General features: G+C 68.8%; 23 protein-coding genes. 12 read left to right on the top strand and 11 right to left on the bottom strand.

Translation table 11 applies throughout. The annotated features are described in order from the left end of the window. Positions 1–88 precede the first annotated feature (88 nt). A complete protein-coding gene (locus tag LRM40_RS08770) occupies positions 89–229 on the bottom strand; it encodes a hypothetical protein (RefSeq protein ID WP_170288922.1) in 141 nt (46 codons plus the stop codon). On the opposite strand from LRM40_RS08770, the gene LRM40_RS08775 reads away from it, so the two are divergent. Together LRM40_RS08775 and LRM40_RS08780 are read left to right on the top strand one after the other, a co-directional pair. After that, entirely contained in the window at positions 228–803 is a 576-nt protein-coding gene (locus tag LRM40_RS08775) for a PoNe immunity protein domain-containing protein (protein ID WP_151125058.1), read from the top strand. The two genes, LRM40_RS08770 and LRM40_RS08775, sit on opposite strands and share 2 nt — an antisense overlap. A 16-nt stretch (positions 804–819) precedes the next feature. Then, positions 820–1,410 carry an AP2/ERF family transcription factor gene (locus LRM40_RS08780; protein WP_170288923.1) on the top strand — a complete coding sequence of 197 codons (591 nt, stop codon included), beginning with the start codon at positions 820–822 and terminating at the stop codon, positions 1,408–1,410. 44 nt (positions 1,411–1,454) lie between these two features. Here LRM40_RS08780 and ppk2 read toward each other — a convergent pair whose 3' ends face one another. Continuing rightward, entirely contained in the window at positions 1,455–2,381 is a 927-nt protein-coding gene (gene ppk2, locus LRM40_RS08785) for a polyphosphate kinase 2 (protein WP_151125060.1), read from the bottom strand. Positions 2,382–2,509: 128 nt separating this feature from the next. Here ppk2 and LRM40_RS08790 point away from each other — a divergent pair, with 128 nt between their 5' ends. Next, entirely contained in the window at positions 2,510–3,556 is a 1,047-nt protein-coding gene (locus LRM40_RS08790; RefSeq protein ID WP_231067805.1) for a transporter, read from the top strand. 33 nt (positions 3,557–3,589) lie between these two features. On the opposite strand, the gene LRM40_RS08795 is transcribed toward LRM40_RS08790, so the two are convergent. The 3 genes from LRM40_RS08795 to LRM40_RS08805 all read right to left on the bottom strand — a co-directional run bounded on the left by LRM40_RS08795 (position 3,590) and on the right by LRM40_RS08805 (position 5,918). Next, positions 3,590–4,306 carry a hypothetical protein gene (locus tag LRM40_RS08795; RefSeq protein WP_151125061.1) on the bottom strand — a complete coding sequence of 239 codons (717 nt, stop codon included), beginning with the start codon at positions 4,304–4,306 and terminating at the stop codon, positions 3,590–3,592. Positions 4,307–4,500: 194 nt separating this feature from the next. Then, positions 4,501–4,911: a hypothetical protein gene (locus tag LRM40_RS08800; protein ID WP_151125062.1), complete on the bottom strand. Its 411-nt coding sequence runs from the start codon at positions 4,909–4,911 to the stop codon at positions 4,501–4,503. Next, a complete protein-coding gene (locus LRM40_RS08805; RefSeq protein ID WP_151125063.1) occupies positions 4,908–5,918 on the bottom strand; it encodes a hypothetical protein in 1,011 nt (336 codons plus the stop codon). Before LRM40_RS08805 ends, LRM40_RS08800 begins: the two co-directional genes overlap by 4 nt. A gap of 217 nt (positions 5,919–6,135) precedes the next feature. Here LRM40_RS08805 and LRM40_RS08810 point away from each other — a divergent pair, with 217 nt between their 5' ends. Further along, entirely contained in the window at positions 6,136–6,369 is a 234-nt protein-coding gene (locus LRM40_RS08810) for a GNAT family N-acetyltransferase (protein ID WP_259372490.1), read from the top strand. A gap of 30 nt (positions 6,370–6,399) precedes the next feature. On the opposite strand, the gene LRM40_RS08815 is transcribed toward LRM40_RS08810, so the two are convergent. The 4 genes from LRM40_RS08815 to LRM40_RS08830 are packed head-to-tail and all read right to left on the bottom strand — an operon-like array spanning position 6,400 to position 11,422. Then, positions 6,400–6,861 carry a hypothetical protein gene (locus LRM40_RS08815; RefSeq protein ID WP_151125065.1) on the bottom strand — a complete coding sequence of 154 codons (462 nt, stop codon included), beginning with the start codon at positions 6,859–6,861 and terminating at the stop codon, positions 6,400–6,402. Further along, positions 6,861–8,609, bottom strand: coding sequence for a single-stranded-DNA-specific exonuclease RecJ (gene recJ / locus LRM40_RS08820; protein WP_151125066.1), 1,749 nt, complete (start codon positions 8,607–8,609; stop codon positions 6,861–6,863). Before recJ ends, LRM40_RS08815 begins: the two co-directional genes overlap by 1 nt. Positions 8,610–8,624: 15 nt before the next feature. After that, positions 8,625–9,563, bottom strand: a complete 939-nt coding sequence (locus LRM40_RS08825) for a hypothetical protein (protein ID WP_151125067.1) — start codon at positions 9,561–9,563, stop codon at positions 8,625–8,627. Positions 9,564–9,604: 41 nt separating this feature from the next. Beyond that, positions 9,605–11,422 (bottom strand): glycoside hydrolase family 15 protein, encoded by a 1,818-nt coding sequence (locus tag LRM40_RS08830; protein WP_151125069.1) that lies wholly within the window; start codon positions 11,420–11,422, stop codon positions 9,605–9,607. A 121-nt stretch (positions 11,423–11,543) separates the two neighbouring features. Here LRM40_RS08830 and LRM40_RS08835 point away from each other — a divergent pair, with 121 nt between their 5' ends. Together LRM40_RS08835 and otsB are read left to right on the top strand one after the other, a co-directional pair. Next, positions 11,544–13,943: an alpha,alpha-trehalose-phosphate synthase (UDP-forming) gene (locus LRM40_RS08835; RefSeq protein ID WP_151125070.1), complete on the top strand. Its 2,400-nt coding sequence runs from the start codon at positions 11,544–11,546 to the stop codon at positions 13,941–13,943. Then, positions 13,940–14,710, top strand: coding sequence for a trehalose-phosphatase (gene otsB / locus LRM40_RS08840; RefSeq protein ID WP_151125071.1), 771 nt, complete (start codon positions 13,940–13,942; stop codon positions 14,708–14,710). The genes LRM40_RS08835 and otsB overlap by 4 nt, the downstream gene beginning before the upstream one ends. A gap of 24 nt (positions 14,711–14,734) precedes the next feature. Here the strand turns inward: otsB and LRM40_RS08845 are convergent, their stop codons facing one another. Together LRM40_RS08845 and LRM40_RS08850 are read right to left on the bottom strand one after the other, a co-directional pair. Next, on the bottom strand, positions 14,735–15,226 hold the full coding sequence (locus LRM40_RS08845; RefSeq protein ID WP_151125072.1) for a protease: 492 nt from the start codon (positions 15,224–15,226) through the stop codon (positions 14,735–14,737). Positions 15,227–15,266: 40 nt separating this feature from the next. Beyond that, positions 15,267–16,313: a M35 family metalloendopeptidase gene (locus tag LRM40_RS08850; protein WP_151125073.1), complete on the bottom strand. Its 1,047-nt coding sequence runs from the start codon at positions 16,311–16,313 to the stop codon at positions 15,267–15,269. 294 nt (positions 16,314–16,607) lie between these two features. Between LRM40_RS08850 and LRM40_RS08855 the strand changes: the two genes are divergently transcribed. From LRM40_RS08855 to LRM40_RS08880, 6 genes are read left to right on the top strand one after another with little or no spacing between them, the layout of a single operon-like run. Continuing rightward, positions 16,608–17,879, top strand: coding sequence for a lipoprotein-releasing ABC transporter permease subunit (locus tag LRM40_RS08855; protein ID WP_151125075.1), 1,272 nt, complete (start codon positions 16,608–16,610; stop codon positions 17,877–17,879). Beyond that, positions 17,872–18,573 (top strand): lipoprotein-releasing ABC transporter ATP-binding protein LolD, encoded by a 702-nt coding sequence (gene lolD, locus LRM40_RS08860; protein ID WP_151125076.1) that lies wholly within the window; start codon positions 17,872–17,874, stop codon positions 18,571–18,573. The genes LRM40_RS08855 and lolD overlap by 8 nt, the downstream gene beginning before the upstream one ends. A 9-nt stretch (positions 18,574–18,582) precedes the next feature. Next, entirely contained in the window at positions 18,583–19,401 is an 819-nt protein-coding gene (locus LRM40_RS08865; RefSeq protein WP_151125077.1) for a TatD family hydrolase, read from the top strand. A gap of 4 nt (positions 19,402–19,405) precedes the next feature. Next, positions 19,406–19,903, top strand: a complete 498-nt coding sequence (locus tag LRM40_RS08870; protein ID WP_151125079.1) for a DNA-deoxyinosine glycosylase — start codon at positions 19,406–19,408, stop codon at positions 19,901–19,903. Next, the gene (locus tag LRM40_RS08875; protein ID WP_231067806.1) at positions 19,900–20,685 is read left to right on the top strand and encodes a spermine/spermidine synthase domain-containing protein; all 786 of its coding nucleotides are present in this window, start codon (positions 19,900–19,902) and stop codon (positions 20,683–20,685) included. Before LRM40_RS08870 ends, LRM40_RS08875 begins: the two co-directional genes overlap by 4 nt. 12 nt (positions 20,686–20,697) lie before the next feature. Then, positions 20,698–22,509 (top strand): GspE/PulE family protein, encoded by a 1,812-nt coding sequence (locus tag LRM40_RS08880; RefSeq protein ID WP_151125080.1) that lies wholly within the window; start codon positions 20,698–20,700, stop codon positions 22,507–22,509. The last annotated feature ends 15 nt before the right edge of the window (positions 22,510–22,524 follow it).

Raw genomic sequence — 22,524 nt, forward strand, 5'->3', positions numbered from 1 at the left:
ACACTTCGGCTACGATTTGAGCGTCACTCAGGACACCCGCGCAACGTGTCCGCCATCGCCTGGAACGCTGTCCGCGATGGGAATGGAATCACTGTCCGCCATCAGTGGAATGCGCAGCCAGTTGATGCAACTGGTCGGGCTGTGCTTCCTGCTGCATCGGCGCGATCTGATGCCGAGAATCGCGTCCTTGCAGGACGGCGTGGACGCCACCGGCCAGAAGGGGCAGCATGGGCGGCGCCGATTGGGTCTTCGAGGAGTTCATGTCCTTTGCCATTGGTCCCGAGAATCGCTACGAGAGCGAAACCATCCACTGGCCCAAGCCCTACGAGGCCCTTGCCGATGCGTTGAGCAGCGCTGACAACGACGCTGCGCTGAAGGACCTCGACCGTTTCCTGAAGCACTGGTACAAGGACCTGGCCGGCACCGGCTGGCATGACAGCCACAAGCCCGACGAGAACGGCAACCAAGGCGGCTACTACGGCTACTGGAGCTTCGAAGCGGGCGCGGCCGTGCTGCTGCTGGGCATCGAAGACGATTCCAGCCTGCACAAGTACCTGTACTACCCCAAGGACCTGGTGGCCTGGGCTCGCGAGCATGCCAAGCTGACTCAGGCCGATGCTGCATCACCAGGCCACTCACTGCGCCTGCGCTGCGAAGCCAACCAACCCTGCCCCAAGGCCGGCTTCTGGTTCACCCCCGCCCGCGCCGGCAGCCGCCAGCGCTTCGAAGCCGGACAGGTGATGCCCGAGGTGGGGGGGGACTATGGCGCCACCATCTGGCAGTGGGACGAACTGCAGGATTGAGCCGAAAGGACGGACCATGCCGCAGCGCACGCCTGAAGACCGCGACACTTCCCTGTCCCCGAAGGACTCGCACTTCGGCATCAAGCGCTCCTCGCTGAGCCAGCTCTGGGAAGTGCGGCTGTACCGCCGTGGCGTGACCCACCGGCGGTGTTTCAGCGCAGCGCGCTATGGCGACATGGACCAGGCGCTGGCGGCGGCCCTGGTCTGGCGGGATGCCCGTCTGGCCGAGCTGGCTCCGTTCACCGAGCAGGAGCTGTGCATGCGCCAGCGGGGCAACAACACCTCGGGCACACCGGGCGTGACACTGATGACAGTCCGCCGCAAGCGGGCCGATGGCCACGTGGCCGAGGAGCAGCATTGGGTGGCCCGGCTGGAGCGGCAGGGGCAGCGCCGGCAGGCCAAGCGGTTTTCCGTGGCCAGGTACGGGTATGAGCGGGCCTATGAACTGGCGGTGCAGGCCCGTCTGGCCATGGTGGCCACGGTCACGGGCCTGCGGCTGTGTCAAACACCAGAGCAGCTCAAGCCAGCCTCAGACGCACGGCTGACGGTGCAGGAGCAGCCATTGCCTACCCGACCCCGGGGCGGGCGCGGGGTGCGCCCGGATTGAGCAAGGGGCAGGCCGGCGCGCCGCCCCACCCCACCACGTTGGGCTCAATACACCTCGGGGACGATCATCTCCGCGGGCACCGGCTCGCGGTGGTAGTCCTCGTGGCGCTCGCGCGCGGGCAGCACCACCGGCGGCTTGACGATCTCGTGGTAGTCGAACTGCTCCAGCAGGTGGTGGATGCAGTTCAGCCGGGCGCGCTTCTTGTCCACCGCCTGCACCACCCACCAGGGGGCTTCGGGAATATGGGTGCGCTCCAGCATGTCTTCCTTGACCTTGGTGTAGTCCTCCCAGCGGCGGCGGCTTTCCAGGTCCATGGGGCTGAGCTTCCACTGCTTGAGCGGGTCGTGGATGCGGCTCAGGAAGCGCAGGTGCTGCTCGTCATCGGTGATGGAGAACCAGTACTTGATCAGCTTGATGCCCGAGCGCACCAGCATGCGCTCGAACTCCGGCACCGAGCGGAAGAACTCCTCCACCTCGTCCTCGGAGCAGAAGCCCATCACCCGTTCCACGCCGGCGCGGTTGTACCAACTGCGGTCGAACAGCACCATCTCGCCCGCGGCGGGCAGGTGCGACACATAGCGCTGGAAGTACCACTGGGTCTTCTCGCGGTCGTTGGGGGCGGGCAGGGCCACGGTGCGGCACACGCGGGGGTTCAGGCGCTGGGTGATGCGCTTGATCACGCCGCCCTTGCCGGCGGCGTCCCGTCCTTCGAACAGGATCACCACCTTCTGGCCGGTGGCCTGCACCCAGTCCTGCAGCTTCACCAGTTCGCCCTGCAGGTGGAACAGGCTCTTGAAGTAGGACATGCGGGCCGAGCGCTCGTCGTCGCTGCGGACGGGGTCGTGGCCATCGGCGGTGTAGTGCCGGTCCTCGATCTCCAGTTCCAGTTCCTCGTCGTAGCCATCGAGCAGATCCTGGCGGATGCGGTCGACCAGGGTGCCGTGGTCTTCGGCGGGCGGAATCGGGTTCATGGGGTGCTTCGGTGCAGTCGCAGACTGCAACAGTCTGACAGTTTCGCGTGACACCGTCGTGTCATCTTCGGGACGGGCTGGCCGCTAGCATGCGAGGGCCTGTTTGCCTTCCTCGGAGCCCCTTGCCCATGCCCAACGACGCCCCCATGCAGCCGCCCGTGCCCTACCTGGTCACCGGCGAGGAGAGCCAGGGGCTGATCTGCGGCTACCAGTTCGTCACCGGGCAGGCCCCGCGCACGCTGGACACCCTGGCCGCCGTGGACGCCGCGGGCACCGACGGCTTCTGCTGGCTGCACTTCAACCTCAACCACGTGGCCGGCCTGCGCTGGCTGCAGGAACACGGCGGCCTGAGCGAGGCCTTCTTCGAGGCCCTGCACGAGGGCTCGCGCTCCACCCGCATCGAGCGTGACGGCGACACCCTGTTCGCCGTGGTCAACGACGTGGCCTACGACTTCAACTTCGACGCCAGCGACGTGGCCACGCTGTGGGTCAGCGTCAGCCCGGGGCGGGTCATCACCGCGCGCTGGCACCCGCTGCGCTCGGTGGACCACCTGCGCATGGTGGTCAAGCGGGGCGAGGAGCAGTTGGCGTCCAGCGTGGACCTCCTGGACCAGCTGCTGCGTTTCCAGGCCGACGAGCTGCAGCGCATCGCCCGCCGCGTGGCCGACCGGCTGGAGGACATTGAGGACGAGCTGCTGGCCGGCCACCACCAGCGCCACACCGCCGAACTGGCCCGGCTGCGACGCCTGGCCGTGCGCCTGCAGCGCCTGCTGGCACCCGAGCCCAGCGCGCTGATGCGCACCCTGGCCAGCCCGCCCGCCTGGGTGCAGGCCGAAGACCGCGCCCAGTTGCACCGGGCCAGCGAAGAGTTTGCGCTGGTGCTGCGCGACATCGCGGCCCTGCAGGAACGCATCAAGGCCATGCAGGACGAAGTGGGTGCCCGGGTGGCTGAAGAGAACAACCGCACCCTGTTCATGCTGACCATGGTGACCGTGCTGGCCCTGCCCATCAACCTCATCTCCGGCCTGTTCGGCATGAACGTGGGCGGCATTCCCCTGAGCGAAAGCAGGGAAGGCTTCTGGCTGATGCTGGGCTTCATCGTGCTGCTGACCGCCGTCATCGCCTGGATGGCGCTGCGGCGGCTGGTGCCCCGGGGGGACGCCGAGCGGCGCTGAGGGCGGGGCGTTGGCGCGGGCCGCTACGGCCGCTCAAGCCAGGCCCAGCCACTGCGCGCCCAGGCTGTACTGCATGGCCAGGATGATCAGCACCATCACCGGCAGCAGCACGGCCGACACGGCCAGCGCCGCGGGCTTGGGCAGCACCCGGGCCAGGGCCGGCTGAAGGGCCTCCAGCCCCACCGTCAGCCCGGTGAGCAGCAGCAGCGCCGGCAGGTGGGCCCAGGCCAGGGCCAGCGAGGTGGCCAGCGCCTGCAGCGCCGTCGTCTGCGGCGTCAGCACCAGCACGGCCGGCAACATCAGCCAGGGCAGGCCACCCAGGTACATCGCCCATTTGAAGACCATGAAGTCCCGCGGTGCCGGGGGCTTCTCCTTCCCGAAGCGGCCGAAGAAGAAGCGTGGCGCCGCGGCGCCGGCCTTCCACCGCAGAAATGCCAAGCCCAGGCCAAAGGTCAGCAAGCTGGTGCCGGCCAGGGCCAGCACATGCCCCAGCGGCCAGTGCAGCACCCCCAGCAACTGGCCCAGCGATGGCGCGCCACCCGCTGCCGCCGTGGCAAACAGCAGCAGCGCCTGCGCACCCAGCACCGCACCCACCGCCGTCTTCACCACAAAGTCGATGCGCGGCAGGAACATCAGCCCCTCCACCAGCACCAGAAACACCAGCACAAACAGCAGCCAGAAGCCGGGATGGGCCGCCAGCAGATGAGCTGAGGCGAAGAGTGCGTGGGTGAAGGCGGGGAGGTCGGGCATGGGTAATGGGGCGATGTGTCCGTCGGCGTTTGTTCAGCAAAACGGAATGGGCGATTCAGTCGGTGCGAGAAGATTTCAAGCTTCGGCACTGCAATGCACCACTGTCTGATGGTGAGTAAATCTCCCATCTGACTGACCGAGCAAGACGGCCTTGTTAAAACGACTGCTTGTCATGCTCCTCATTCCTGCATTTTTCAAAAGAAATCAGGAATAATCCGTGGCTTGACAACCAATGGCGTAAGCTCATCAGCTTCTGCTATTTTGCTCTCTGCTAAGGTTGTGGCTTTGTTCTTAAGCGCTACGACTGACGGCATGATATCGTACATCGAGACACCTATTTCTGGAGTCATCAATAAAGCGACTAGTTTGAGCTTCGACGAATCGTGCTTCAGGCCCGTATAGAATAGCAGCCAGAAGGCTGCTTCGGCAATTGCTTCTCGAGAGGGTAATGCCTCCCGTCTGTCAACCGCAAGCTCATACTTCTCGATAAGCTCCTTTGCATCTAGAAATCGGGTCGTTTTTGCCTCGGCGGATGGGTCGCCCTCTGAAAGCAGCGTCCGCATTCGGATGTAAGCAGTTTCGTACTGTACGCGGTTCTTTGTCATTGCTTTCCTTCGCCCCCCGAGCCTACGACTTGAATTGAGACCATCAGTTGATTGACTGGATCCCCGCGCAAGGACGAACCAAACATGCGCGCTACAGAATATCTAAGGCCATCCCTGACCCAAACATGCTCCTCAAGGTTGATGCTCTGAAATGGCTTGTTGGTGACCGTGGCAGGGCCGTAGTCTCCAGTCATCATCGTGCCACTTGCCTGCCAAAGCTCATCACTTGTTTCGCAGCGCACCCCGCTCATACTGCCATTGAGGATGGTGAATTGAACAGGCTTCCCGATTAAACAGACCAGTCCGCGGGAACCCAGCAAAATTGGCGGAGGTGAATTGAGTGTGTTCGTACCCATGCACATCTCAACTTTGTCGACGACACCGCACTGCGACACGCTATACCACTTTTTTAGTGTGGAGAGGCTCAGGCCTTTTGCAAATTTGAGTGTGCCAGTAGTTAGTGGAACACCTTCCTCGGGGCGCGCTTCAGTGGCTTGCGCTGCGTTTGATGGCTTTTCGTCAGGCTCACCATCGGTCCTGCCGAATCGTGAAATTGTTTCGTCAATAAGGTTCAAAGTGTGAGCGCGCAGCTGTTCTTTCGTAGGAGGCTGGTCAAAGGTTTTCTTGGCGCTTTCTTCGATTTCCAGACCAATGACCAAGGCGTTTGCCAACGAGTCACCGCTCGGTGATACATCATGGTCACCAATCGTATAAATCGACGTTCGATGGTTGGCCAAATTGATCACTAGACCTATGCGCTTCGAACTCTCTTTTGTTACCCCTGTAAAGACCAAAAAGCTTCCGAGGGAAGATCTGTAGGCAGAAGGCCCATTTAAGTCAATAGGGAGGGTTTGAGAGAACTCGGGCCACCTATAGTTTTCAGTCGCATCAGTTAGCCGACTAATATCCTCCTTGGTTTTGATGTCCTCGAATTCGCCTTTGATTGGCATAGATTGAAGGGTGGACATGATGATGCGAGCTGATCGAACCATATCTTCCACCGACATGGTGGCTGCCGGCGCAGCGCTCGCAGCTTGTGGAGGGGGTGGAACGGCACTGGGATGCTGCGGCTTTGAACAACCTCCCAAACCTACCGCAATCGCTATTGCAGTCGCTGTACGGAACATATTTCTCCCTATCTCATTTGGGGCATCATCCTGATGCCAATTCGGAATGCAAGCAAGCGATATTTGCTCCAAATAAGTAGCCCCGAGTCACTGGGTACTGAAGCGGATGTATGTGCAGCCGGGTGCCAGGGGCAGTGGCGTGGCGCAGGGCATGCTGGCCTTGCTGGAAGCTGCCGCTGCGGCAGACGGGTGCCCGGAGATCCTGCTGGAAACCGGGCCTTTCCAGCCCCAGGCCATCGCCTTTTACGAGAAGCAGGGCTACCGCCGCCGTGCGGCCTTTGGCGACTATCCCGAACACCCGATGAGCGTGTTCATGGGCAAGCGGCTTTGAGCCGCCTCGGTCAGGTTGGGTCCGGCTCGGTCAGGGCTGGCTGGCTGCGGCCGATGCCGCGTTCATCACCTGCTGCAGCGGTGTGGCCTGCAGCCGCCCCTGGCCGATGGGCCGGCCCTGGGCGTAGAGCTTGAAATCCGGCTGGCCGGGGGCCACGCGGAAGGGCTGGGTGCAGCGCAGGGCGATCTCGGCGTTCTGGCCGGGGTCGATCTCGCCCTCGATGTCGGGCAGGCGCAGGGCGCAGGTGATGACGGCGGGCTCGCCGGAGAACTGCACCTGGGCCATGAAGTTGTGGAACACCGGTTGGGTCAGGCCGCTGCGCATGCCGGGCTTCCACAGGCTGACCTGCACGGCCACCGGCGTGTCCTCGGGGAACTGCAGAGGCTCGGCGGCCAGGGCGGGCCGGGCGATGGCCGACAAGCCGAGCAGGGCGGCCGGCCCCAGCACGCGCGAAGCCCGCGCGGCGGCGCAGCCAAGACCTCGTCGGAACATCAGGCCGCCTCCACCGCCGCTTCCACCACCATCTGCACGCGCTGCTGGCCCTGGAATTCGTCCAGGCTGATGCGGTAGGCCAGGCGCACCTTCTCGCTCACCGGCTCGGCGTGGCCGAACCAGATGGCGTCGCGCAGCTGGCCCTGGTGGCGCACGCGCAGCTTCAGGTGTTTTTCGCCCACCAGGCGCTGCTGCACCACGTCCACCACATCGCAGAAGACGGGGGCCTCGAAGCCCTGGCCCCAGACCACCTGCTCCAGCTGCGCGGCGGTGGCGGGGGTGAAGTACTCCACCGGCAGCGGGCCGTCGGTGGCAATGCGGCGCTGCAGGGCCTCGGGCGCCAGCCATTCGCGGGCCACCTGCTGCAGGGCCTGCTCAAAGGTGTCCAGGTGCTCTTCGGCCAGGGTGCAGCCGGCGGCCATGGCGTGGCCGCCAAAGCGGATCAGCACGCCGGGGTGGCGCTTGCTGACCAGGTCCAGCGCGTCGCGCAGATGAAAGCCGGGAATGGAGCGGCCGGAGCCCTTGAGCAGCCCGTCCGCGCCGATGGCGAAGACGAAGGTGGGGCGGTGCAGCCGGTCCTTGGTGCGGCCGGCCACGATGCCCACCACGCCTTCGTGGAACTCGGGGTCGAAGAGCACCACCGCCTCGGGCGGCGTGCCTTCGGGCATCAGGTGCTCCAGCAGGGCCTCGGCCTGTTCGCGCATGCCGCCTTCCACCTCGCGACGCTCGCGGTTGATGGCGTCCAGCTGGCCGGCCAGTTCGGTGGCACGGGCGGGGTCGTCGGTCAGCAGGCACTCGATGCCCAGCGTCATGTCGGCCAGGCGACCGGCGGCGTTGATGCGTGGGCCCAGTGCAAAGCCGAAGTCGAAGGCGCTGGCCTTGGCCGGCTGGCGGGCCGCGGCCTGGAACAGCGCGGCCACGCCGGGCTGCACGCGGCCGCTGCGCACGCGCTTCAAGCCCTGGGTGACGAGGCGGCGGTTGTTGTCGTCGAGCTTGACCACGTCGGCCACGGTGCCCAGGGCCACCAGGTCCAGCAGGGCGTCCAGCCGGGGCTGGGGGGCGGCGTCAAAGCGGCCGCGGGCGCGCAGCTCGGCCCGCAGGGCCAGCAGCACATAGAAGACCACGCCCACGCCGGCCAGGGATTTGCTCTCGAAGCTGCAGCCCGGCTGGTTGGGGTTGACGATGACGTTGGCCGCGGGCAGCTCCACCTGGCCGTCGATGACGGCGGGCAGGTGGTGGTCGGTCACCAGCACGTCCAGGCCCTGGGCGCGGGCATGGGCCACGCCGGCCAGGCTGGCAATGCCGTTGTCCACCGTCACCAGCAGCGCGGGCTGGCACTGGGCGATGGCCAGGTCGACGATGGTGGGCGTCAGGCCATAGCCGTGCACGGCGCGGTCGGGCACCACGTAGTGCAGGGTGTCGGGCCGGGCGCCCAGCATGGCCAGGCCGCGCAGCGCGGTGGCGCAGGCGGTGGCGCCGTCGCAGTCGTAGTCGGCAATGACGCACAGGCGCCGGCCGGCGTCGATGGCGTCGGCCAGCAGTTGGGCGGCCTCAAGCGCGCCTTTCAGCGTGGTGGGGGGCAGCAGCTTGGCCAGGCCGTCGTCCAGGGCCTCGGGGCTGCGCACGCCGCGGGCGGCGAACAGGCGGGCCAGCAGCGGGTGCACACCGCTTTCTTCCAGCGCAAAGGCGGCGCGCGGCGGCACGTCGCGGGTGAAGAGGGTGGGGGTGGCGGTGGAGGGCGCGTTCACAGCAGAGGTTCAGGCTCAGAGGTCTTGCAGCAGGGCGGCAGCGTGGGGGCGGGCACGGGGCAGCAGGCGGCGCCACCAGGGCTGGGGCTGCGGCGCCCAGTGGCGCACATGGCGCTCGCCGCACAGGGTGAGGCGCAGGGGCTGGCCCTGGTCCAGCCGGGCCAGCAGCTCGGGGATGCGGGTGGCGTCCAGCGCCTGCCAGGCCTCGGCCCAGGCGGCCCAGTCGTCGGCCAGCACGGGGCCGCGCAGGCGGTCGTCCAGGGTCACGGCATCGGTGGCGGGCGGGGGCAGGGCGGGGCCGGTGCCGCTCAGCCAGAAGGAGTTGACGGGCAGCTGGCCGCGGGCCTCGCGTTCGTCGTTGAGCGGGTGGGTGTAGAGCAGCATCTGCACCTCGGCCTGCAGGCGGCGGATCTGCCTGGCGGCGGGGTGGTCGTTGAGCCACCAGTCCACATTGCGGCCGATCACCCGGTCCAGCGACGCGGTGGGCAGGCTGGCCAGCTGCGGGTGCTGCACATACCAACGGGTGGGCGCGCCCCAGTGCAGGCGCCAGCCGTCCTCCTCGAACAGGGGGCGCAGCACGTCGAACAGGGCGCGGGCAGTGGCTTCGTCCAGGTCCAGCTCGGCCGGGTTGGCCAGGGACACCTGCTCGGTGCCCAGGTGCCAGTGGGTGGGGCTGATGAGGCCCCAGCCCTCGCCTTCGGCGGCCAGGCCATCGGCCCGGGCGCTCAGCGTGGCCAGGGGCAGCAGGCCATCGGCCACGGGCCAGCCCCAGGCTTGGGCCAGGGCGCGTTCATGCGGGGCGCTCAGGCTCAGCTCGTCGCCCAGGTCCTCGGCCGCCGGGGCCACCGGGGAAAGACGGGCCAGAAGGCGTTCCAGGTTCGGCAGGGCCAGGCCACTGAGGGCCTGGGTGGCCGCGGGCGAGAGGGCGCTGGCGTGGGCGATGACGAACTGCATGGGGCGCGATTATCGGTCCCCCACCCGGTGGGCGCAGGCGCTCAGACCACGCTGTCCCAGGGGGCCGACAGGCGCACCGCGCCGTGGATGATGCCGACCATGGAATAGGTCTGCGGGAAGTTGCCCCACAGCTCGCCGGTGGTGGCGTGCATGTCCTCGCTGAGCAGGCCGACATGGTTGCGCCGGGCCAGCAGGGCCTCGAAGGATTCGCGGGCTTCCTCGCGCCGGCCGATGCGGGCCAGCGCATCCACCCGCCAGAAGGAGCAGACGTTGAAGGCCACCTCGGGCTTGCCGAAGTCGTCGGCCGCCTCGTAGCGGCGCATGAAGGGGCCGTCGCACAGCGAGCGCTCCATGGCTTCGACGGTCTGGATGAAGCGCGGGTCGTTGGGCGGCAGAAAGCCCACCTCGCCCATCAGCAGCACGCTGGCGTCCAGGTCTTGGCCGCCCAGGCTTTCCACGAAGGCCTGGCGCTTGTCGCTCCAGGCGTGCGCCAGGATGTCGGCGTGGATCTTGGCGGCGCGGGCCTGCCAGAAGTGGGCCCGCTCGGGCAGGCCCAGCGTGCCGGCGATGCGGGCCAGGCGGTCGCAGGCGGCCCAGCACATCAGCGCGGACGAGGTGTGCACCCGGGCGCGGGTGCGCAGCTCCCAGATGCCGGCGTCGGGCTGGTCGTGCAGGCGCCAGGCCTGTTCGCCCATGGCCTCCAGGGCGGCAAAGTCGGCGCTGTCACCGCGGCGGAACAGGCGGTGGTCGTGGAAGGCCTGGGCCGCGCCCAGCACGATGTTGCCGTACACATCGTGCTGGAAGTGCTCGTAGGCCTGGTTGCCCACCCGCACCGGGCCCATGCCGCGGTAGCCGGCGGCCTGCGGCACGATGGATTCGGGCAGGGCCCGCTCCAGGCCGATGCCGTAGAGCGGCTGCACGTGGTCGCCGGGCGTGCTGCGGATGACGTTGTAGAGCCAGTTCAGGTAGCTCTCCATCGTGCCCACCTCGGACAGGCTGTTGAGCGCCCGCACCACGAAGAAGGCGTCGCGCAGCCAGCAGTAGCGGTAGTCCCAGTTGCGGCCGCTGTGGGCGGCCTCGGGGATGCTGGTGGTCATGGCGGCGACGATGGCGCCGGTTTCCTCGTACTGGCAGAGCTTGAGGGTGATGGCCGCGCGGATCACCGCGTCCTGCCATTCCAGCGGCAGGGCCAGGCGGTGGGTCCAGTTCTTCCAGTGCAGGTGGGTGGCCTCCTCGAAGTCGCGGGCGGTTTCCTCGATGCCGCCGGACAGGGTTTCGTCCGGCCCCAGCAGCAGGCTGACCGGGCCGTGCAGCGAGAACCAGGTGCCGTCCAGCAGGTAGGTCAGCGGCACGTTGGTGTTCAGGCGCAGGGTGATGTCCGGCAGGATGAAACGCAGGTGGTGGCTGCCGCGGGTGAGCGTGGGGGCCGTGGCGCCCCAGTCGCCCCGCGGCTTGACCGTGAAGCGCACCCGCGGGTGGCCGGCCAGGGGGCGCACCCGCCGCACCAGCTGGGCCGGGCGGAACACCCGTTCGCGGGTGATGAAGCGGGGGGCGAAGTCCACCACCTCGATGCCCTGGCCCTGGCCGTCCCACAACCGGGTGCGCAGGATGGCCGTGCCGTCGTCATACTGCTGCTCGGTACGGGTCAGGCCTTCCAGCTCCACCGTCATGGACCCGTCCAGCGGCAGGCCCTCGGCCGAATGCAGCAGGGCGTCGAAGACCGGCGGGCTGTCGAAGCGCGGCATGCAGCACCAGACCAGGCTGGCCCGGTTGTCCACCAGGGCACCCACGGTGCAGTTGCCGATCAGGGCCAGATCCAGCGAAGCGGCGGGGCGGGCGTTCGGGGGCGGGGAACTCATGGGGACTCCTGGCTTCAGAACAGAACGAGGGGGCCATGTGTGGCACGATATATTTAGACAAATATAATGTCTGTCACCTCAGCCCCCGCCCGATCAGGGCGGAGAAGGGCGTTTCCACGGCATGTTCAAGACCCTGCGACTTCAGCTTCGGTTCCTTCTTCCGCTGACCATCACCCTGGTGGCCGCGGCATACCTGGCCGTGCCTTTGCTCGACCAGGTGACTTTGCGCTGGTTTGCCCGGGATCTCAACAGCCGCGGCCAGTTGGTGGCCGGCACCTTGTCCGACAACGCGGCCGATGCCATCGCCTCGGGCCGCTATGAGCGCCTGCGCGCCACCATGGAGCGGGTGGCGCAGGACGAGCGCCTGTTCGCCATGGGCCTGTGCAGCCCGGACGGCCGCTGGCTGGTGCGCACCAGTGGTTTCCCGCGGGAGCTCAGCTGCCAGCAGGCCGAAACGGTGGCGGCCCAGCCCGAGCACCGCCTGAACCTGGCGGGGGGGCCCGTGCACCTGGGGGTTCACCCGGTGATGGGCATGCCGGTGCAGCCGCTGGTGGCGCAGACGCCCGCCTCGGCCGCCTCGTCGGCCGCCCAGGCCTCGAGCCTGTTCGTCGGCCCCCTGATCGAGCCGCGGGCCACCCCGAGGGACGCCGAGCCGGTGCAACTGGGGCAGCTGGTGCTGGTGCACGACCTGAGCTTCATGGAGCGCCGCAGCCAGGACACCCGGCGCTACCTGATCGTCTTCCTGGCGGTGCTGGGCTTTGTCATCGCGGTCATCACCATGGTGGTGGCCCAGCTGAGCTGGCGCGGCTGGGTCAACGGGGTGCGCGCCATCCTGCGCGGCGAGGGCCTGCTCACCCCCATGGTGCCGGCGCCCGAGCTGGCCCCCTTCGCCAAGGAGATGCAGCAGCGCCTGCGTGACCTGGAGGACGAGTACCGCCGCCTGCAGGGGCCGGAGACGGAGTGGACGGCCGAGCGCCTGCGTGCGCTGTTGCACAGCCAGCTCAGCGGGGATCAGGTGATCGTGGTGTCCAACCGCGAGCCCTACATCCACGAACGGAGCGACGACGGCGTGGTGGTGCGCCGCCCGGCCAGCGGCCTGGTGACGGCGGTGGAGCCGGTGATGCGGGCCTGCTCGGGCACCTGGATCGCCCATGGCAGCGGCAGCGGCGACCGCGAGGTGGTGGATGCCCACGACCGCGTGGCCGTGCCGCCCGGCCACGACGACTACTACCTGCGCCGCATCTGGTTGAGCGCCGAGGAGGAGCGCGGCTACTACTTCGGCTTTGCCAACGAGGGGCTGTGGCCGCTGTGCCATGTGGCCCATGTGCGCCCGGTGTTCCGCGAGAGCGACTGGGAGGCCTACAAGGCCGTGAACCAGCGCTTTGCCGACGCGGTGGTGGCCGAGGCCCGCAGCGAGGACCCGGTGGTGCTGGTGCAGGACTACCACTTCGCCCTGCTGCCGGCCATGGTGCGCGAGAAGCTGCCCCAGGCCACCATCCTGACCTTCTGGCACATCCCCTGGCCCAATCCGGAGTCCTTCGGCATCTGCCCCTGGCGGCGCGAGTTGCTGCAGGGCCTGCTGGGCTCCACCATCCTGGGCTTCCACACCCGCTTCCACTGCCGCAACTTCATGGAGACGGTGGACCGCTACCTGGAGGCCCGCATCGAGCAGGAGCATTCCACCATCTCCTTCCAGGACAAGGAGACCCTGGTGGAGAGCTATCCCATTTCCATCGAATGGCCCACGCCGGCCACGGTGGCTGGCTGGGGCCCGGTGGTGGACTGCCGCCAGCGGGTCTTCGCCCGCCTGGGCCTGGCCGAGGACACCTGCCTGGCGGTGGGCGTGGACCGCTTCGACTACACCAAGGGCATCCTGGAGCGGCTGAACGCGGTGGAGCGCCTGCTGGAGAAGCACCCGGAGTGGGTGGGCCGCTTCGTCTTCGTGCAGGTGGCCGCGCCCACCCGCAGTTCGCTGGAGGAATACCGCAGCTTCCAGGACCGCATCGAGCGGCTGAGCGCCCGCATCAACGAGCGCTTCGGCCGCCCGGGCTACCAGCCCGTTCACCTGCTCGCCCAGCACCACGAGCCCGAACAGGTCAACGAGCTTTTCCGCGCCGCCAACATCTGCGTGGTCACCAGCCTGCACGACGGCATGAACCTGGTGAGCAAGGAGTTCGTGGCGGCACGCGACGACGAGCAGGGCGTGCTGCTGCTCAGCCGCTTTGCCGGCGCCGCGCGCGAGCTGACCGAGGCCCTGATCGTGAACCCCTACCACGTCGAGGAGACGGCCGACGCGCTGTACCAGGCGGCCACCATGCCCTCGGCCGAGCAGCGCGAGCGCATGGCCAGCCTGCGCAGCACGGTGCACGAGTTCAATGTCTACCGCTGGGCCGGCCACATGCTCAGCGACGCCGCACGCTGGCGCCTGCGAGCCCGGGTGGAGGCCCGGGTGCGGCGCTTCCAGCGCACCGACCTGTCCGCGCTGTCCGAACTGCGCAGCTCTGCTTCCGACCGTTCATGAGGCATCTTTTCAGCCAAGAAGGCGAGGCCGCCCTGGTGGCCGCGCTGCAGTACCAACCCCTGCTGGCCTTCGATTTCGATGGCACGCTGGCGCCCATCGTGCCGCGGCCGGACGACGCGCGCGTCTCGCTGGCGGTGGCCGGGCGGCTCAGCCAGCTCATGCGCTGGCTGCCGGTGGCCATCGTCACCGGGCGGCGGGTGGACGATGTGCGCGAGCGCCTGGGCTTCGTGCCCAGCTACATCGTGGGCAACCACGGCGCCGAGGATGCGGCCGACCCGGCGGTGGCGCAGGCCTTGTCCGAGGCCCTGGAGAGCGCACGCGAGCTGCTGGCCCAGCGCGAGCCGGTGCTGCGCGCCGCCGGTGTGAGCGTGGAGGACAAGCAGCAGTCCATCGCCCTGCATTACCGCCTGGCGCGCGACCGCGAACGGGCCCGCCAGGTCATCGACGAGGTGCTGCAGGGAGTGGGCCCGACGCTGACCGTGTTCGGCGGCAAGCTGGTGGTCAACCTGACCCCGGCCAACGCCCCCGACAAGGCCCATGCGGTGCGCTCGCTGGTGGCGCGCAGCGGGGCCGGCGGGGCGCTGTTCGCCGGGGACGATCTCAACGACGAGCCGGTTTTCGCCGCAGCGGCGCCGCATTGGCTGACCATCAAGATCGGCCGCGAGCCGGCCCAGACCCGGGCCGCCTTCTTCCTGGAGAACCCGGCGGAGATGGCCCTGCTGCTCGAGCGCATCCTGAGCCTGGTGCCCAAGCTGCTGGGCCGCTGAGCCAGCCGTCGAGGCCGCGCCGGCTCAGGGCTTGGCGGGGGCCGCGAGGGTCCAGTGCAGCGTGGGGCAGGGCAGATCCTGCGGCGCGAAGTGCCCCCGGGGCCGCGGGGGCTGCCCCTGCGCAGCGCCGAAGACGTCATGCACCTGCCACGGCCCGCGCAGCCGGTAGCGGCCCGGCGTGTTCAGGTCGAACACCAGCGCCAGGTCCAGCGTGGCCGAGGCCTGGGCCCCGGCCGGCAGGGCCAGGTACTGGCTGGCGTCCGGGTCGCCCCGCTTGGCCTGCGGGCCCTGGTAGGGCAGCAGGGCGCCATCCCGGTCGAGCCGGAAGGACGCCCCGAGCCAGCGGGCCTCGAAGGGCGTGCCCCAGCGCAGCAGGAACACGGTCTGCGTGCCGGGGTTGTGCAGGGTCATGGTGAGGGGCACCGGCTGGCCGGCGGCCAGCGCATCCGGCACGGACAGGGTGCAGCGCAGCAGCGGCTGCGCCGCGGCCGATCCGGTCAGGACACCGAATGCCATGCAGGCCTCCAGAAGGCGCCAGCCGATGCCGCGTCCCACGTCAGGGCAGCGCCGGGTTGTTCTCGGCGAAGTACTCGTGGTTGTCGGCGTTGTCCAGCGCCTTGGTCGGGTTGGACTTGGCCAGGTTGGCCGCCGCGGTCTGGCCATAGGCCCAGTCGTCGGTGCTGGCCACCACGTTGAAGTGCGACATCTCGTGCACCAGGGTGCCGCCCTTGGAGTCGGTGCCGGTCATCGGCGCGTTCCAGAAGGCGCCGCAGACGTAGATCTTGTAGGGCTGGGTCGGGTAGACGTAGGCGTAGGTGCCGGTGTCGGTGCACGAGCAGTCCAGCGTCACGTTCTGGGTGGTGAAGGCCGACTTGATGGCCGAGTAGTGGGACTTGGCGGTCGCCCAGCGGGAGGAGGTGTAGCTGCCGAACCACTTGACGTAGCGCTGCGTGCCGCTGCCCGAGCCGCTCAGGTAGCTGTAGGCATTGCTGGAATAGGTGGTGGCGGCCGAGACGGCGCTGGCCAGGGTGGATTGGCGCGAGCTGCTGCAGCCGCCCGAGTAGCTGATGCCCTGGGTGCCGGTGCGGCCGCGCAGGGAGCTGTCGCCGACCAGGGATTCAGCCGACGCGCTGCGGCCCTGGGTCCAGAGATTGGTGGCCGTCGAGCGGAAATCCACGCCCTGACGGAAAACCCCGCCGCCGACATATTCGACGGTGTAGTGGCCATTGCCCAGCACATATTGGCTGGTGAGTTCGACCTGATAGCTCAGCGAAGCGCCCGGTTGCAGCAGGATGTAATCCTGTTCGCGGGGTTCGGCGCGCTTGATCATCGGGCCGATGTAGGTGGCGGGTTGGCCGTCGTCACCCACCACGCGGAACAGCTGGCCCTGCAGCTTGCCGGTGGGCAGCTGCCACTTCAGCACCGGCACCACCGTGCCGGTGTTGTTGGTGATGACCACGTTCACCGGGACGTCGCTGTCGCCCTGGACGATGGCGTTGTCGAAGGAGAGCTGGACGTCCAGCTGGGCCCGCTGCCCGGCCTGGGCGCCGCCCAGGGCCAACAGGGCCAGCGCCGCGGCGACCCCATACTTGTTGAAATTCATGGTTTCCTCTTGGGTGTGGGTGGGTTGCCCGGCCTCGTGGGCCGGTGTGGTGCCCGCCGTTTCCATGAAATCAAACGCCCGCAGCCCGATAACCTTTTGAAACAGGAAACCTGTGTGGAAATATATCGGGGCGGGATTCCAAATCCATGGAATCCGGAGTGCGGCGGATTTATAACAAGTGCCTCTTGGCCCTGACCAGAGGGCGCGGCTCGATATATTGGGGGGGTACTGACCCGCAGCTGGCGGGCGCCCTGCCGGCAGGGCGGGTGCTGGCCGCGGGGTAGCATCACGCCCATGAGCTTTTTCTCCAAGCTGCCCTATGAGTGGCAGATCGGCTGGCGCTACACCCGCGCTGGCCGCGCCGGCCGGCGCAACGGCTTCATCTCCTTCATCTCCTTCGTCTCGGTCATCGGCATCGCCCTGGGCGTGGCGGCGCTGATCATCGTGCTGAGCGTGATGAACGGCTTCCAGAAGGAGGTGCGTGACCGCATGTTGTCGGCCATCCCGCATGTGGAGCTGCTCTCGCCCAGTGGCGACGCGCTGCCCGATTGGCAGGCCCTGGCGCAGCAGGCCAGGCAGCAGCCCGAGGTGAAGGCGGCAGCGCCCTTCATCGCGGTGCAGTCGCTGCTGGCCCGTGGCGAGGACATGCGTGGCGTGATGGTGCGCGGCGTGGAGCCGGCGGACGAGGGCGGGGTGACCGACCTGGCGGCCCAGCTCAAGCGCGACGGTGTGCTCGACCGGCTGCAGCCCGGCGAATGGAAGATCCTGCTGGGCAGCGAGCTGGCCCGTTCGCTGGGCGTGCGCGAGGGCGACCCGGTCACCTTGATCGCCCCGGGCGGCCAGGTCACACCGGCCGGCGTGGCGCCACGCCTGAAGCAGTTCACCGTGGCCGGTGTGTTCACGGTGGGCCACTACGAATACGACAGCGCGCTGGCCCTGGTCAACCTGGACGACGCCGCGCGCCTGTACCGGGTGGGCGGGCCCACCGGCGTGCAACTGCGCCTGAAGGACGTGCAGGACGCCCGCCGCGTGGGCGCGGACCTGGCCGTGCGCCTGGGCGACCAGGTGCTGGTGCGCGACTGGACCCGCACCAACGCCGCCTGGTACGACGCGGTGCAGATCGAAAAGCGGATGATGGCCATCATCCTGACGCTGATCGTCGCGGTGGCGGCCTTCAACCTGGTGTCCACGCTGGTGATGACGGTGACCGACAAGCGGGCCGACATCGCCATCCTGCGCACCCTGGGCGCCAGCCCGCGCTCCATCATGGGCATCTTCGTGGTGCAGGGGGCGGCCGCGGGGGTGATCGGCACCTTTGCCGGCGTGGCGCTGGGCCTGCTGGTGGCTTTCAACATCGACGTCATCGTGCCGGCCATCGAGCACCTGCTGGGCGTGCACTTCCTGCCCGGCAGCGTCTACCTGATCAGCCGCATGCCCAGCGACCCGCAGGCCGGCGACATCGTGCCGATTGCCTGCATCTCGCTGGCCCTGGCCTTCCTGGCCACCCTGTACCCCAGCTGGCGTGCCAGCCGGGTCAACCCCGCGGAGGCCCTGCGCTATGAGTGACCTGATCCTGGAAGCCACCGGCCTGCACAAGCGCTATGTCGAAGGCCCGCTGGACGTGCATGTGCTGCGCGGCGTGGACCTGCAGGTGCGCGCGGGCGAGACGCTGGCCATCGTCGGCGCCTCGGGCTCGGGCAAGAGCACGCTGCTGCACCTGCTGGGCGGGCTGGACGCGCCCAGCCAGGGCGCGGTGACGCTGATGGGCAAGCGCCTGGACACGCTCAGTGCGACGGAGCAGGGCGTCTGGCGCAACCGGCACCTGGGCTTCGTCTACCAGTTCCACCACCTGCTGCCCGAGTTCAGCGCGCTGGACAACGTGGCCATGCCGCTGCGCATCCGCCGCGAAAGTGTCGAGACCGCCCACGCCGCCGCCCGCGAGGCCCTGGCCGCGGTGGGCCTGGCCGAGCGGGTGCTGCACCGGCCGTCCGAGCTCTCCGGTGGCGAGCGCCAGCGGGTGGCCCTGGCCCGCGCCCTGGTGGCGCACCCGGCCTGCATCCTGGCCGACGAGCCCACCGGCAACCTGGACCGCGAGACGGCCGACCGGGTCTTCGACCTGATGCTGGGCCGCACCCGGGAAAAAGGGCTTGCCTTCGTGCTGGTGACGCACGATGCTGCGCTGGCCGCGCGCTGCGACCGCGTGGTGCGCATGCAGGCCGGGCAGTTGCTGGCCGCACCGACGCCGGCCGAGGCCCACTGAACCACCCCGATGTGGATTGACACCCACTGCCATCTGGACGCCCCCGAATTCGACCCCGACCGCGAGGCCGTGCTGGCGCGTGCCCGCGAGGCACAGGTGGCCATGCAGGTGCTGCCGGCGGTGGAGGTGGCCAACTTCGACGCGGTGCGCGCGCTGGCCCACCAGCATGGCTTGAGCTATGCCCTGGGCATCCACCCGATGTACGTGGACCGAGCCGCCGACGAGGACCTGGACCGCCTGACGGATGCCCTGGCGCAGCACCTGGATGACCCGCGCCTGGTGGCGGTGGGCGAAATCGGCCTGGACCACTTCGTGCCGGATCTGGACCGCGCCCGGCAGGAGCGCTTCTACCTGGCCCAGCTCAAGCTGGCCCGGCGCTTCGGCCTGCCGGTGTTGCTGCATGTGCGTCGCTCGGCCGACGCCCTGCTCAAGGGGCTGCGGCGCTTCGAGGGCCTCGCCGGCATCGTCCATGCGTTCAACGGCAGTGCGCAGCAGGCCCATGCCTTCGTGCGCCGGGGCTTCGTGCTGGGCTTCGGCGGCGCCATGACCTTCGACCGTTCGCTCAACATCCAGGCCCTGGCGGCCGAGCTGCCGGCCCACGCCCTGGTGCTGGAAACGGATGCGCCGGACATTCCGCCGCAGTGGCTCTACCGCACCGCGGCCCAACGGGCCGCCGGTGACCGCAGCCGCAACGAGCCCGGCGAGCTGCCGCGCATCGCCCGCACCCTGGCCGGCCTGCGCGAGTGGACGCTGGCCGAGACGGCGCTGATCACCAGCACCAATGCCTGCACGGCCCTGCCGCGGCTCAAGCCGCTGCTGGGGCGCTGATCGCATGCTGACGGGTTTCCCGCCGGTGGCCGATGCCGGCACCCGCCTGCTGGTGCTGGGCAGCTTTCCCAGCGTGGCTTCGCTGCAGGCGCAGCAGTACTACGCCCATCCGCGCAACCAGTTCTGGCCGCTGCTCTCGGCCCTGTTCGGGCTGGACCTGAAGGCCATGCCCTATGCCGAGCGGGTGGCCGCGGTGCAGGCCCGCGGCCTGGGCATCTGGGATGTCTATGCGGCCTGCGAGCGCGAGGGCAGCCTGGACAGCGCCATCGCGCAGGCCAGCTACAACGACTTCGCCAGCCTGATCGCCCGGCTGCCGCAGCTGCGCGGCATCGCCCACAATGGCGGGGAATCGGCCCGGGCGCGGCGTTTCACCGCCTCGTTCGGGTTGCCCGCGTACCGCTTGCCCTCCACCAGCCCGGCCAATGCCAGCTGGTCCTTCGAGCGCAAGCTCGCCGCCTGGCGCGAGGTGTTCGCCCAGTGCGGTCTGCTGCCCACCGCATGACGACCAAGAAGACCCGCGAGAGCCGCACCGACGAGATGGTCGGCGCCACCATGTCCGAGCTCGATGGCGTGCGCTACCTGCACCTGGATTCCATCTGGGTGCAGGGCGCCATGCGCATCAGCAAGCCCTACCAGCTGGAGCTGGAGTACATCCAGCGCATGATGGCTTGGCTGCTCTGGCGCCCGCAGGACGAGGTGACCGAAGGGCAGGTGGTGCAGCTGGGGCTGGGCGCGGCCGCGCTCACCAAGTTCTGCCACAAGGTGCTGCGCATGCCGACCACCGCGGTGGAGCTCAACCCCACCGTCATCCACGCCTGCCGGCTGTGGTTCCGCCTGCCCGACGACGACCAGCGCCTGAGCGTGGTGAACGAGGACGCCGCCCGCTGGGTAGCCGACCCGGCCCACCGCCACACGGTGCAGGCGCTCAATGTGGACCTCTACGACCACGAGGCCGCCGCCCCGGTGCTGGACGACGAGGACTTCTACACCCACTGCCGCGACGTGCTGGACGAGGGCGGGCTGATGACCGTGAACCTGTTCGGCCGCGACGCCAGCTTCACCCGCAGCGCCGGGCGCATCGCCCGCGTCTTCGGGCTGGACCAGGTCTGGAGCCTGCGGCCCACCAAGGAGGGCAACACCGTCATCGTGGCGGCCCGCCATGTAAAGGTGCCCGACCGGGAGGAATTGACCGCTCGCGCCGCTAACATCGAAGCGCGCTTCGGCCTGCCGGCACGCAAGTGGCTGCGCATGGTGCGCCCGCTGGATCCGGCGGTTCTGGGCTGAGCGTCCCGTGCCATGACCGTTGCCGCCCCATCGCCGTCCGAACGTCCCCACACCGCGCCACGCGGCAAGCTGGACATGCGCCACCTGCTCAAGTGGCTGCGTGACGACGGGGCCCTGGCCGCCGAGGAGGCCGATCGCCTGCTGCGCCGCTTCGCCCAGACCGGCTCCAGCCTGCACCCGCTGCAGCGCCTGGGCGGCGTGGGCCTGAAGGATGCGCGCAGCGGCCAGACCCTGGACACCGAGCACCTGACCGCCTGGTTGGGCGAGCGCTTCCGTCTGCCGGTCATGCGCATCGACCCGCTGCGGGTGGAGGCCAGCCGGGTGCAGGAGGTGATGTCCCAGGCCTACGCCGAGAGCCGCCACGCGCTGCCGGTGCTGGTGTCGCCGACCGAGATCACCATCGTCACCTGCGAGCCCTTCGCGGTGGAGTGGGTGCCCGAGATCGAGGCCCACACCCGCCGGCGCATCAAGTTGATGCTGGCCCCGCCGGACGAGATCGCCCGCTACACCACCGAGTTCTACCAGCTGGCCCAGAGCGTGCGCGCCGCGCGCAAGACCAACGCCGAGAGCGCGCTGGCCAACAGCTTCGAGCAGCTGGTGGACCTGAAGTCGCGCGACAACCTGGACGCCAACGACCAGGGCGTGGTGCAGATCGTCGACTGGCTGTGGCAGTACGCCTTCGAGCAGCGCGCCAGCGACATCCACCTGGAGCCCCGGCGTGACACCGGCGCCATCCGTTTCCGCATCGACGGCGTGCTGCACACCGTGCACCGCGTGCCCGCGCCGGTGATGGGCGCCATGACCGCCCGCATCAAGCTGCTGGGCCGCATGGACGTGATCGAGAAGCGCCGCCCGCAGGACGGCCGCATCAAGACCCGGCGGCCCGAAGGCCTGGCCGGTGGCGGCGAGGTGGAGATGCGCCTGTCCACGCTGCCCACCGCCTTCGGCGAGAAGGTGGTGATGCGGATCTTCGACCCGGGCACCGCCGACAAGCCCTTCGACGCCCTGGGCTTCTCGCCCGACGAGGCCCGCCGCTGGAACACGCTGATCAACCAGCCCCACGGCATCATCCTGGTGACCGGGCCCACCGGCTCGGGCAAGACGACCACGCTCTATTCCACGCTGAAGAAGCTGGCCACCGAGGAGGTCAACGTCTGCACCGTGGAGGACCCGATCGAGATGATCGAGCCGGCCTTCAACCAGACCCAGGTCCAGCCCTCGGTGGAGCTGAGCTTTGCCGAGGGCCTGCGGGCCCTGATGCGGCAGGACCCGGACATCATCATGGTCGGCGAAATCCGTGACCTGGAGACGGCCGAGATGGCGATCCAGGCCGCGCTGACCGGCCATCTGGTGTTCTCCACCCTGCACACCAACGACGCGCCCTCGGCCATCACCCGCCTGGTGGACCTGGGGGTGCCGCCGTATCTGATTTCCGCCACCGTGATCGGGGTGCTGGCGCAGCGCCTGGCCCGCACCCTGTGCCCGCAGTGCAAGCAGCCCGATCCGGCCATCACCGCCGAGGACCTGAGCCAGCACGCCAAGCCCTGGGGCCTGGCCGGGCCGCTGCGGGCGCACAAGGCGGTGGGCTGCCCGGCCTGCCGCGGCACCGGCTACCGCGGCCGTGCGGCGCTGTACGAGCTGATGGAGGTCAGCGAGCCGGTGCGCCAGGCCATGCACCCGCAGCTGGACCTGGCCCGGCTGCGCCGCCAGGCCGGCGAGGAGGGGCTGCTGCCGCTGCGCGTGGCCGGTCTCACCAAGGTGGCCCAGGGCCTCACCTCGCTGGAAGAGGTGCTGCGCTGCACCCCGCGCTGGGACAGCGAGTGAGCGCGCGGCCCGCCC

It is taken from the genome of Ideonella dechloratans, assembly GCF_021049305.1.
GTDB lineage: Bacteria > Pseudomonadota > Gammaproteobacteria > Burkholderiales > Burkholderiaceae_C > Ideonella > Ideonella dechloratans.